The organism is Psychrobacter sp. HII-4, assembly GCF_904846595.1.
Lineage (GTDB): Bacteria > Pseudomonadota > Gammaproteobacteria > Pseudomonadales > Moraxellaceae > Psychrobacter > Psychrobacter celer.
Window position 1 is genome coordinate 1 of sequence record NZ_CAJHBJ010000045.1, and the last position, 12,848, is coordinate 12,848.

General features: G+C 47.2%; 9 protein-coding genes. 4 read left to right on the forward strand and 5 right to left on the reverse strand.

The genetic code is table 11. The features are described from left to right. Positions 1-150: 150 nt before the first annotated feature. The 3 genes from JMX98_RS12565 to trxA form a co-directional block, all read right to left on the reverse strand. A complete protein-coding gene (locus JMX98_RS12565) occupies positions 151-390 on the reverse strand; it encodes a hypothetical protein (RefSeq protein WP_075101944.1) in 240 nt (79 codons plus the stop codon). A 754-nt stretch (positions 391-1,144) separates the two neighbouring features. Next, the gene (rho, locus tag JMX98_RS12570; protein WP_201587041.1) at positions 1,145-2,413 is read right to left on the reverse strand and encodes a transcription termination factor Rho; all 1,269 of its coding nucleotides are present in this window, start codon (positions 2,411-2,413) and stop codon (positions 1,145-1,147) included. Between the two features lie 552 nt (positions 2,414-2,965). After that, positions 2,966-3,331: a thioredoxin gene (trxA, locus tag JMX98_RS12575; RefSeq protein WP_158676692.1), complete on the reverse strand. Its 366-nt coding sequence runs from the start codon at positions 3,329-3,331 to the stop codon at positions 2,966-2,968. A gap of 288 nt (positions 3,332-3,619) precedes the next feature. On the opposite strand from trxA, the gene JMX98_RS12580 reads away from it, so the two are divergent. Continuing rightward, positions 3,620-4,333: an RluA family pseudouridine synthase gene (locus tag JMX98_RS12580; protein ID WP_201587043.1), complete on the forward strand. Its 714-nt coding sequence runs from the start codon at positions 3,620-3,622 to the stop codon at positions 4,331-4,333. Between the two features lie 192 nt (positions 4,334-4,525). On the opposite strand, the gene JMX98_RS12585 is transcribed toward JMX98_RS12580, so the two are convergent. Then, positions 4,526-5,476: a D-2-hydroxyacid dehydrogenase gene (locus JMX98_RS12585; protein WP_201587045.1), complete on the reverse strand. Its 951-nt coding sequence runs from the start codon at positions 5,474-5,476 to the stop codon at positions 4,526-4,528. Between the two features lie 312 nt (positions 5,477-5,788). Between JMX98_RS12585 and rapA the strand changes: the two genes are divergently transcribed. Then, complete coding sequence (rapA, locus tag JMX98_RS12590) at positions 5,789-8,677, forward strand: RNA polymerase-associated protein RapA (RefSeq protein ID WP_201587047.1); 2,889 nt, start codon at positions 5,789-5,791, stop codon at positions 8,675-8,677. A 440-nt stretch (positions 8,678-9,117) separates the two neighbouring features. Further along, the gene (locus JMX98_RS12595; RefSeq protein WP_192993173.1) at positions 9,118-10,020 is read left to right on the forward strand and encodes an acyl-CoA thioesterase; all 903 of its coding nucleotides are present in this window, start codon (positions 9,118-9,120) and stop codon (positions 10,018-10,020) included. Between the two features lie 128 nt (positions 10,021-10,148). Here the strand turns inward: JMX98_RS12595 and mutY are convergent, their stop codons facing one another. Next, a complete protein-coding gene (gene mutY / locus JMX98_RS12600) occupies positions 10,149-11,396 on the reverse strand; it encodes an A/G-specific adenine glycosylase (RefSeq protein ID WP_201587049.1) in 1,248 nt (415 codons plus the stop codon). A gap of 191 nt (positions 11,397-11,587) precedes the next feature. On the opposite strand from mutY, the gene JMX98_RS12605 reads away from it, so the two are divergent. After that, positions 11,588-12,712, forward strand: a complete 1,125-nt coding sequence (locus JMX98_RS12605) for a hypothetical protein (RefSeq protein WP_201587051.1) — start codon at positions 11,588-11,590, stop codon at positions 12,710-12,712. Positions 12,713-12,848 lie beyond the last annotated feature (136 nt).

The following is a 12,848-nucleotide window of genomic DNA, read 5'->3' on the forward strand; positions in this document are numbered from 1 at the left end:
TCTAGAAGTGTTATCTAGAAGTGTTATCTAGAAGTGTTATCTAGAAGTGTTATCTAGAAGTGTTATCTAGAAGTGTTATCTAGAAGTGTTATCTAGAAGTGTTATCTAGAAGTGTTATCTAGAAGTGCTGTCTATCCGTTATGAACCAAATTATCTGGTTTGGTCTAGGATGTAAGCGCCAGCGCCACCAACAGCAGCACCGCCCAATGCCCCGCGAGCGATATCTTTACTGTCGCCGCCACTTCTGATCAAAGCGCCCGCTGCTGCGCCTGCTGCTGCACCTTTAGCGGTATTGCTCAAACCAGAGTTATAGCCATTGGTTGCACAGCCGCCCATGATTAAAGCAGAGCTAGTAATGGCAGTCATTGCGATAGTTTTAGCAAATTTCATAATATCACCTGTCAAATTATCAAGTTGGGTCAAAAGAAGAATACGAGATTTTTAGTGCTATGTGTTTGATATAGATAAACCATACCAAGCGAATCCAGCAATTGTCTTAGAATAATCTGTATTGCTATCGCAAGACATAGGATTATATTAAGGGTTTTCAATATTTCAATACGTGTACTGCTATCGCACCTGATAGCAGAGTATATCTATGCTAACGTTTATATTAACCCATCAATTCGTCTCTAGGCGTAGTAAAATCGCTAAGCTTTGCAAGCAAGCTGTAAAAGATGTTTCCCCACTGTATCCTTGGTAGGGATTTTGCTTAGTGTCATTGTATTTGTATTGATAATACGCTAACTGTTTTTGTCACTGCTAGCGCTATCTGTTTGTAAAGAAATAGGGTCTTATATAGTTAGCTGAATGTAAAACTGTTATGGATTTAAACGCGCTACTGGTATAAATTTTACTTGCGTGCTGCGTTCCCAGAGGCTGCGCAAAATTCATCCCAGTAGCGCTATGACATTTTTAGAGTGTATCAACTATATTTGCTTCGTGTGATATAGGCAATCCGCTATAGAGGCTGTGATTTTTTTATTTAGCACTTACTATAGCTTGTCGTCTGGCCATATTGCTACGACCCAACACACAAAAACCGCCCTAAGGCGGTTTTTGGTATTTGTCTTTAATATCTATAGTCGATCCATATCAAAAATGACATAGTGCTATTGGTATGAGTAAAGCTTATCATCGCACATTAGTTTTGTGATTTACGCTTCATTTGTTCAAAAAACTCATCATTGGTTTTGGCTTCTTTTAGGCGCTCAAGCAAGAACTCAGTGGCTTGGACACCATCCATTGGCTGTAGCAATTTGCGCAAGATCCAGACTTTGCGTAGTTTGTCTTCATCAAGCAGGCGCTCTTCGCGGCGAGTGCCAGATTTTTTGATATTGATCGCTGGGAAAACACGTTTTTCGGCCAAGTCACGCTCAAGGGTAATTTCTTGGTTGCCGGTGCCTTTAAATTCTTCAAAGATGACGCTGTCCATTTTGCTACCGGTGTCAATCAAAGCACTGGCGATGATGGTCAAGCTGCCACCTTCTTCGACGTTACGCGCTGCGCCAAAAAAGCGCTTAGGACGCTCAAGGGCATTGGCGTCTACACCACCGGTCAACACTTTACCAGATGATGGAATGACGGTGTTATACGCACGAGCGAGGCGAGTGATGGAGTCAAGTAAGATGACCACGTCTTGCTTATGCTCGACCAAGCGCTTGGCTTTTTCGATGACCATTTCGGCGACTTGTACGTGGCGCTGCGGCGGCTCATCAAAGGTTGAGGCAACGACTTCACCGCGTACCGTGCGCTCCATCTCGGTCACTTCTTCTGGACGCTCATCGATGAGCAAGACGATCAGATAACATTCGGGGTTGTTGCGGGTGATAGACTGGGCAATCGATTGCAAAAGCATGGTTTTACCGGCTTTTGGCGGCGCGACGATGATAGAGCGCTGGCCTTTACCAATTGGGGCAATCAGGTCGATGATACGGCCTGTCAAATCCTCGGTCGTACCGTTACCTAATTCTAGCTTTAACTGCTCGGTGGGGAATAATGGCGTGAGGTTCTCAAAAATCAGCTTGTGACGTGAGCGATCGGGGGTATCAAAGTTAATCTCGCCGACCTTTAGTAGCGCAAAATAACGCTCAGAATCCTTTGGTGGTCGAATCGTCCCAGCGATACTGTCGCCTGTCTTTAGGCTAAAGCGGCGGATTTGGCTGGGGCTGACATAAATGTCGTCAGGACCTGCCAAGTAAGAGCCCTCTGATGAGCGCAAAAAGCCAAAGCCATCGGGTAAGACCTCGAGCACGCCGTCACCATAGATGGCTTCGCCGTTACGGGCGTGAGTCTTTAAGATAGCGAAGATAATGTCTTGTTTACGGCTACGCGCCATATTATCAAGACCCATGTCTTTGGCGATGGCCAATAGCTCAGAGATTGATTTTTTCTTTAGTTCAGTTAGATTCATAGATAGGTCATTAGCAATTGATCAGATGAGAGATGCCATTAGCAGCACAAGTCACGACATTGATTAAAACAACGATAGTATGGCGATAGAGGGCGCGAGCACAGAGCCAGAGTTATGTAGTTTGGGTATTGCGTGTTGACTTATGTACAAGTTGCAAGAATAGAGTGCAAGGTAATAAGAAATAAAGATACAGAAGGCTACATAAGAGTCTGCGTCAAAAACTCAGTATCAGTAATTGTGTTTAGTCATTTCGTTCAGTAATGGTGTTTATAATGACGATTGTGTTTTTGTTGATAAACACGAGGAGAATAGCGACAAGACACTTAGGAAAACGGTTCGTTTTCTCTTGTCAGCAGACTATACGGTCTTCACAATGGCATTGTCAATAAATTTTGCCAAAAAAGTCGTATTATTGGTTTTTTTGCATAAAAAACGAGCAAAAAACCATTATCTTAGCAGGATAATGGTTTTTTACTGATTGGCATCTATTATGACGTGTAGACACTCGCAGCAGATAGACTGACACGAGCGTATCGACACTGATAGCAGTGCTTATAGATGCTTATCAAGTACTTTGGCTAGCTCTGCTTTTGGCTGTAGGCCCATGACTGAGTCAACTTTTTCGCCGTCTTTAAAGACAAATAGCGTTGGGATGTTGCGGATACCAAAGCGGCTGGCAGCTTGTGGGTTGTTGTCGACGTCGACTTTGACGATTTTTACTTTGCCTTGGTACTCGCTGGCTAGATCTTCTAAGATAGGCGCGATGGCTTTACAAGGGCCACACCACGCCGCCCAAAAATCTACCAATACAGGCAGGTCTGATTGCAGCACGTCTTGGTCAAAGTTTGCGTCGGTGGTATTTACGATTAGGTCTGACATAGTTATCTCTCTTGTTTTATTGTCTTTATCGTCGTTCATTGATTTATCGCGGCTTTGTGTAGCTAAAGACCAGCGGTATAAAGTAATGATAAGCGGCTAAAGAGTCGTTTCGAAATGGTGAAAATGTGCCATCATATTAACATGTTTGCTCTTACTTGACAGATGCAGGCTGGTTAAATTGTTTAACAATTACGATTGATACAATAAATCGAAACACAACCCTACAGCCAGTGAGTGCGCTGTCACTTATCACTTTTTGGTTTTTTTTCTATGTCATTGCCTCTATCATGTCATCTTTACTCTCATTTATATAAGTAACCGATTTTTATGCCTTTTACTGAAGAAGAAGTCAACGCCTTAAACCGGCAAGAGTGCGCGTATCCGCTGGCGTTTTTTAAAACATTTGCCCAAGACATTACGGTATATGAAGATGACGATATTTGGGTGGTGGATAAGCCAGCGGGCCTCCTCAGCGTCGATGGCAAAACCCTTAAGGTCAGCTTACTTGCGCGGCTTGAGCGCGTCAATCCAGCCGTCAAACTCATTCACCGCTTGGATATGGACACCTCAGGGTTACTGATTTTTGCCAAAAATGCCGCTGCTCAAAGCCATATTAGTAAGCAGTTTATTGAGCGGTTGCCACAAAAAAGCTACCAAGCACGCGTCTTTGGCCAATGGGAAAGTATCGGGGCGACCGGTGAGATATCGGTGCCGGTACGTTATGAACCCACGACCAAACCGCGCCATATCGTCGATCACGATTGGCCCAAACAGGCGCTGACTTTATATGAGGTCTTGGCTCACGAAATGTGCAATGATCAGACCGTCACGCGCGTGCTACTAAAGCCGGTCACGGGCCGTAGTCACCAGTTACGTGTGCATATGGTGCATGCCGGTCATGTGATGATTGGTGATCCGATCTATGCTGAAGGGGCGGCACTGATGATAGCCCCGCGGCTAAACTTACACGCACAGCAGTTACGCCTAAAGCACCCGACACTGGGTGCGTGGATGGATTGGGAGAGTCCGTGCCCGTTTTAATCTGGCCACTGAACCAGATGATGACTTAACCATATGAGCAATAACAATATCAGTGATCGCATCATGCTTAAGTATCGCAACACTATCGCAACATAAAGGACGACTGGCTACGGTTTTGCGGTTAGGGCGTATCCGCTTTTTTACCTGCTTTAAAATGAGAACACGCCCTAGTATCTTGCCTGCCAGCTTTATTTAGGGTTGATGACAGTGCTCGATAAAGTCGCTCACCTGCTTAGTTAATATCTGCCACAAGGTCTGTTGCGCGCTTTTGCTGCCCCAAGCATTGTGCGGGCTAAATATCACCCGTGGATGATCGCTGAGGCTGAGTAGCGGATCATCTGCCGTGATCGGCTCTTGCTCAAACACGTCGCTGGCGTAGCCGATGATTTGCTCGTCATGGATGGCAGTTGCCAATGCTTGACTATCGACGATGCCGCCGCGAGCAACGTTGACCAATAAGGGTTGCTTGGTCATTTTGGTCAAGGTGTCCTTATTGATAAGATGCTGGGTTTGTGCGGTCAGTGGGCAATGTAAGCTCAATACATCTGACTGCGCCAGTACCTCATCAAAGGCGGTATAGTCTGCACTGCGCGGCGCACGCCCTTGATGCTCCGCCCATAACACCGTCATGCCAAAGGCGCGTGCAATCTCGGTGACGCGCTTGCCGATGGTACCGACGCCGATGATGCCGAGTGTCTTGTCTTCTAAGTCGATCAGCGGTATGTCGAGCAAGCAAAAATTGCCATTGTCGCGCCATGTACCATCGGCGACTTTTTGATGATAATGAATGCCTGCGCGCATGGCATTGAGCATCAGCATAAAGGTATGCTCAGGCACGCTTTTGACCGCGTAACCTGCGACGTTATAAAGGGTGACATGATGTCTGTCACAAGCGTCTTGATCGACGTTGTTCATCCCTGTGGCAGTCAGCTGAATCAGCTTGAGGTTGGGCAGTTGACCGATCACCTCAGCGTCTATTTGGACTTTGTTGGTGATGATGATATCGGCGTCACGGCAGCGCTCGAGGATGACGTGGTTGTCTTTTGGCGTGTCATGATAAGTCATATAATCTGTAATCCCAGCTGGGGCTGGCAAATCGATACCGTCCGAAAAAGTACCCTTGTCTAAAAAAACCGCTCGCATAGTGACTCCCTGATGAATTGATTGTTGTATTGATTTTTTTCTATGGTTTTAAGGCTTTATGGGGGTGAGGCTTAATGTAGCACGTCGGTGGATTTAGTCAAAAACCAAACCATAAAAACCTGAGAAACCCAAGCGCTGTCACAAGTGTCTACTTGAAAAGTCAACTAAACGCACTCATCTAGCCGCTAACGTTATATAATGGTCTACTTTAGCTGTCGACTAAATGGGTGTTACCCTATGCACAGCCACCATTAGCGGCCATTGCTATCTATTTTATTTCTTATTACCTGAGTACAAAAAAGACATCGCCTTATGACTACCTCTATCGCTTCACTGCACAGTACTGAATTCGCCGTTGGCCAACGTTATTTATCTGATACAGAGTCTGAGCTTGGCTTGGGTGTGGTCATCGATGTGGATGATCGCTGTGTGCACATCTTGTTTCCGCAAAGCGAGGAGACGCGTGTTTATGCCAAAAACTCAGCGCCACTGTCGCGCGTGGTATTTAAGGCGGGCGATAGCATTTATGACCAAGATGGCAACGGCTATACGGTTAATGCGGTAGACGAGGTGATGGGTGTGCTCAAGTACAGCGTCGATGAGCATGAGCGCGGTATCATGGAAACCCGACTTGCGGCCAATATCACGCTTGCCAAGCCGCTTGAGCGTCTGCTCGCTGGTCGCATCGAGCGTGGCGACTGGTACGAGCTGCGCCAAGACATCTTGCGCATGCAGTCGGCGCTGGCAGGTCATCCGCTCAAAGGCCTAATGGGCGCGCGTGTCGATATTATCGAGCATCAGCTGTATATCGCTCACGAGGTCGGTAAGCGTATCGCGCCGCGTGTGCTGTTGGCCGATGAAGTGGGACTGGGTAAAACCATCGAAGCAGGCTTAATAATTCATCAGCAGCTAATCACAGGAAAGGCTGAGCGCGTACTTATCTTGGTACCAGACAGTCTGCAATACCAGTGGATGATCGAGCTGCGTCGCCGCTTTAACCTAAATTTTGCGTTGTTTGACTTGGTACGTACTGCCGCGATCAAAGAGCATGATCCTGAACAAAACGTCTTTGCCACCGAGCAATGTATCATCGCGGGCATGGATTTGTTGCTTGATCATCCTGATTTGTACGATCAGGCGATGGAAGCGGGCTTTGATCTATTGGTCGTCGACGAAGCGCACCATTTGCACTGGGATGAAGAGCAGGGCGGCAATGACAAATACGATTTGATTGCTGACTTTGCTGAAGAGACGCCTGGGGTGATGCTACTGACCGCAACGCCTGAGCAGCTCGGCGCGCAAAGCCATTTTGCGCGTTTGCGCCTGCTAGATCCTGATCGCTTTGATGATTTGGATGAGTTTATTGATGGGCAAGAAGCCTTTGCCGAAACTGCTGCCGTCGCTGGCGTGTTGATAGAAGACAAGCCGCTGAGTGATGGGCAAATCGCAGCTTTGAGCCATTTATTAGATATTAGTATGGATGAGCTGGGCGCAATCAATGACGATGAGCGCTTGCGTACTTATGCCCTTAACGAGCTACTGGACCGTCATGGTACCGGCCGTATCTTATTTCGCAATACTCGTGAGAGTGTCAAAGGGTTTTATGGACGAAGCCGTCAGCCGTATCCACTGCCCCTGCCTGACGCATGGGTTGATAGCTACCAAACCACGGGCAAACTGCGTGAGCAGCTGTGGGGCGAAGAAAACCAGCCCGATGGTGGCTGGCTAGAAGATGACCCACGTGTGTCTTGGTTGATTGATATCTTGCGCGGTGAGCTAAAGCATCAAAAAGTGCTATTGATCGCTCGTAGTGGGGCGACGGTTGAGAGTCTTGAGGCGGTACTGCGTCTGCATGCAGGTATTAAGACTGCTATCTTTACCGAGCAGATGACACTGCTTGAGCGTGACCAAGCGGCGGCGTTTTTTGCTGATTCCGAGGGCGCGCAGATATTGCTTTGCTCAGAGATTGGCTCAGAAGGTCGTAACTTCCAGTTTGCAAGCCAGCTGATACTGTGGGACTTACCTGCCAATCCAGACACGCTAGAGCAGCGCATAGGCCGCCTAGACCGTATCGGTCAGACGCAGCAGATCATGCTTCACGTACCTTATGTGCAGGGCACCGCGCAGGAGCGTTTATATCATTGGTATGACAAAGCGCTCAATATGTTTAGTCAGATATCACCGACTGCCCAAAGTGTGCAAGAGCAATACATCCAAACGCTAAAGCCTGTGCTAGAGAGTGCTGATACGCCCGACAACCGTGCCATGCTACAAGACATCATCACCGAAGCGAAAAAAACCCGCCTAGGGCTAGAAGCGCAGCTACAAGCTGGCCGTGACCGTCTGCTGGAGTACAATTCGTGCCGTCCACGTGTCGCTGGGCGTATCAAAGATGCCATGATTGACTTTGATCAGAACAATCTGCTGCCACACTTTATGGAGCGCTTTTTTGCCTCTGCCAATATCGATCATAGTATCCAGCGCGATGGCTCGTGGGTCATCGCTCCTATCGATAGTACTGAGATCAGTGAGTACATCGATGGCCTGCCACTGGGCGATGAAGATGGGATGACCTTGACCTTTGATCGCGGGCAGGCATTGCTGCGTGAAGATATCGACTTTATTACCCATGAGCATCCGCTGATGCGCGCGATTTACGAGTTGGCCAGCACCAGCACCTTTGGCAATACCACGGTGGCGATGCTAAAAAGCGCGGTCGTGCCACAAGGCATGGTGCTGCTCGAGGTAAACTTCCGTGTCGAGGCCATCGCGCCAAGAGTGCTCAATCTGCCTGCGACTATCACCACGCAAAACATTCGGGTATTTATCAGTGAGCAAGGCAATGATCTGTCAGCGCGCATCAGTAGCGATATGATCATGCCACACATCGAGCGACTGGACAAAAACCGCGCTCGCCAAGTCATCAAGGTGCGCGGTGATGTGATCGAACAGCGTTACTACGACGCCGAAGAGATCGCCCGCCAGCAGCTGGCAGAAATCGGTGAGCAAGCAAGCGCCCGTTTCAATCAGCAGTGGTCGCGTGAAATCAAGCGCCTAAAACATCTACAAACCATCAACCCCAATGTACGTCCAGAAGAAGTAGAGCGCTTAGAGCAGCTAAAAGCACAAGGCGAGCAGGCCTTAGGCAACCTATCGCTGGTACCAGACTCTATCCGCGTATTGGTAGCGGTCAAGCCATAAACGAAGCATAGCAATGAAAACGAGATGCGCCGATCATCTCGTTTTTTTATTCGGCTGATGCACTGATGCTGCGATAGATATCTCTGCCTCAAACCTTGTGATAGCCAAGCGCGTGCGTAAGCCATCAGCGGGTACTTTTGTCATGAGATAAAAAAGGCGGTCAAGACTGGCGGGTAAGCGACTCATAACTGGTCAAAGCGCGGGATATTGGGTAATATGTTTAGCCTTTCAGTGGATAATAAATACGTGTATAGCGCTGCTATCGCTGTATTTTTACGCTAAAATTTCGTTCTAACATCTCTCTTGTGTATTTTTAGCAAGTGATTTCATATTATTTTACATTCAAACGCAGCAGGTTTGCCGTTATATCATCTGGCTATCATTAGGTGGGTTGGTGCAGCCGCGCCGCGTTTTTGATAAAAATAAGGAAACCTATCGTCATGTCTGATTATTCGCAACTGATTGATGAGCTGCTTGCTACCGTATCGCTTATTGAAGTGAGCCCTGATGTCTTTGAGGGGAAAAGCCATGACTATGTGGGCAGTCGTATCTTTGGTGGGCAAGTCTTGGCGCAAGCAATCATGGCAGCTGCCCATACGCTGGATAAAGACAAACCCTGCCATTCACTACACGGCTATTTTTTGCGTGGCGGTGATATCAACCAGCCAGTGATTTATCGAGTACGCCGTCTACGCGATGGGCGTAGCCTCTCTGCCCGTGAAGTGACCGCGATTCAGTACAAAGAAGTACGCGGTAAAGCGCCTATTGAACAAGTGATTTTTTCGATGATTGCCTCGTTTTCGCCGATGGAGGAGGGGCTTGAGTATCAAGAAGATATGCCCGTCTATCCGCCACCAGACGACCTGCTCGCCGAGCAAGATTTAAAAGAAGAGTACGTCGGCAAAGTGCCAGATGCGCTCAAAGCGCGTTTTATGCGTCGTCGTCATGTCGAGATTAAGCCTGTCAAACCGCGTGATCCTATCCATCCTGAGCCGATGAAGCCAAAACAAGCCAACTGGCTGCGTATTCGCGAGCTGGGCAATCAGCCGGTGGCGATTCAGCAAGCGCTATTGGCATTTTCGTCTGATTTTTACTTAGTCGGCACAGGGCTGATGTCACATGGCGTGAGCTTTATGACCAGTGGGTTGCAAGCGGCCAGTATCGATCACTCGATGCACTTCCACCGTGAATTTGATTTGAATGATTGGCTGCTCTATGACATGTGGAGTGATACTACGTCCAATGCAAAAGGGCTGAACCATGGGCAGTTCTGGCAAGATGGCAAACTGGTCGCTACCGTGCAACAAGAAGGCTTGATGCGTCTGCGGGTGCCCAAATCTTAAATAAAAAAATACAAGCTATGCCAGCGTGCTACTGGTATAAATTTTCCTTGCGTGCTGCGTACCCCGATGCTGCGCAAAACTCATCCCAGTAGCACTGTGTTTATTTATAGTGGTTCGACTATACGTACTTACATCTCTAAAATCTTCACCATCGCCCGCGGTAATCCAAGTGTTGCCCGCGCATCGTCTGCGGTCAACCAATGAAGATTAATCTCTGCAGCTTGCAAGGCTGTGCTCAATGCGGTTGTTTGCTTATTGTCTAAAGTGACGGATCGCGGCGTCAAATACCAATGAAAGTGGGTTAATGAATGTTTGATAGGCGCATCATCAAGCAAGGTTTGATTAATGGGTGCGGCTATCACATTATGCTTATCTAACCACTCATGAATAATCTGCTCAGCGGTGGTAAATTCTGTCTCATAGACTTTTTCATGACTGCGTACGTCATTTGCTGTGTTTGATGGCTCATCCTCGCTAGCTAGCGTCTTTTTAACAGTAGCCTTAGTGTTCGCTTTACCATCAACCTTTTCTACAAACTGTAATGGCAAGCTCCATAGTCCGCCCCAAATACCATTGTCAGGGCGCTGTAGCCATAGTATTTTGCCGTCCGTATCTTTGATGATAAGCGCGTTGCTAAACTTACTGGGTTTGGGCTGTTTTTTTGCCTTGACTGGATAGTCGGTTTCGCGCCCCTGTGCATGGGCAAGACAGTCCTCTTGTAGTGGACACAATAAGCAGGCAGGCTTGCTACGCGTACATAACGTTGCGCCCATGTCCATCATCGCCTGCGCAAACCGTCCTGAGTCATCGACAGGTGTTAAACGCTCTGCTAATGCCCATAAGTCCTTGGTGGTGGCAGACCTGGTGATATCGCCCTCAATAGCCGCCCAGCGGGTAAGGACGCGTTTGACATTGCCATCACAGATGACGCCATACTTGTGCAAGCCCATCGCCATAATCGCCCCAGCGGTCGACGGCCCAACGCCAGAGATGGCTTCCCAGCCTGCTAGCGTCTGCGGAAAATCACCGGTCTCGTCAATTATCTCGGCCAGTTGCTTTGCGCCTTTATGCAAATTACGCGCGCGTGCATAATAGCCAAGTCCTGCCCAATGCTCGGCGACCAAGTCCCATTCTGCGGCGGCCAAATCCTGCACGCTCGGAAACGATTCCATAAAACGCGCAAAGTAGGGCAGCACCGTGGTTACTTGTGTTTGCTGGAGCATGACTTCTGATAGCCAAACGATATAAGGATTGGGCGTATCGGTTTGGTGCTGTTGCCACGGCAGATCGTGGCGACCGTTTTCAGCGAACCAGTCAAGGAGGCGGGAGGCGAAGGAGTTTAAAGATGACTCAGGTTGAGAGAATAAAGTAGGCAAGAATAATCCTTGTCAATTAATAAAAAATATTAGACCATAAAAGGTTAACTAATTTATGGGGTGGGCTGACTCGCTATGCAATGGTTTGTTATTTTTAAGGAAAAGCATTAGTTAGTTATTACGTGTTCTTCACTTTCGGTTTGATAATAAGTAGAACCAGTGTTTCCATTAATGGTTTAGGAGATAGTATCTTGTCAGCACAAACCTTTTTCGTTTGGGATATCCAGCAAGTTGCTTGTACACCAAGTAAAGACAGTTCATGGGAGCAAGCAACACAAGACTTTGAAGCTTTGAGCCAGCAGCCAGTGGATGATATCAGTCCAAACATTATTGAGTTGGCAGATCGTCTCGTGGACGAAGCCAGCACCTTGGATTATTCAGAAGTCTTTTATGAAGCCTACGTAAATGCAAATTTAGAGATGAAAAAGCATCCTAAGACCGCTTGCGTAGCCATACCTACACCTGAAGCACTGCACGGTGAAGCGCTAGATGTTATCGCCCCTTTATGTGAAGAATTAGGGCTAGTGTTTTATGACACTCGGGGTATGGTTGCCTATCCAGATGGTACGATCTATCCGCCTAACATCGCACGAGGCATGGCACTACTAAAAGAAAAGCGGGCGCTGGCAAAACAGTCTGCCGACATCTATAAGCCAGAGGCACAGGTTCCCAGAGATAGAGAAGACTTTGAAAAAATACTGCACCCATTCATGCATGATTGTTTAGAACGTTATGGTTATCAGTGTAGTCAAGTAACAAGCGCTAATGTTATTGACTCTCTCAACGTTGATGGTTGTACCAAGGCCATGCCTTATGGTCATGTGCGGCTAACTGGAGGAGCAGAAGGTAAGAACGGCTATTTTAGATTAAAAATTCATGCTTATTTTGTGTCACCAGCTTTTGAAGAGATTTACGATAAAGTATCGCTGCCAACTGAGCTTACTCGGCAATCTCCTTATTTAAAGCTAGATTACATTAATGTATGCGATAGAAACTTTGCAGATAAGCAAAAACAGATTCCTGAATTTATCAATACTGAGTTTGCCAGTAAACTGGATGAAGTAGATAAAATAGACAGCTACAATCAGCTTTTTTTGTTACTACATAATAAGATAGCGAGAGGGCATAGTTGGGGTGAAACTGTGGACATACAGCTTATCTTAGCTAAACTGGCGGGAAGAGAAGACTATGATGAGTTGGTCATACAGTATCGTGATCATCTAGATAATTCACCAAGCGACTATGTTAAGAATAGAATGAATGAGCGCTGGGATAGACTTTTAGAGATTTTATCTACCGTAGAGCCATTGGAGTAGCTGATTATGGAGAGTTTCCCAAACTTTGTGTAACTGCTTATAATCCACTAACCGGAGAATAAGCAATGACTAAGCAAACCGACCTTAAAAAACTTGCCCAGCAAATGGCTAGCAGCATGAAAAGCTTTGATGACAT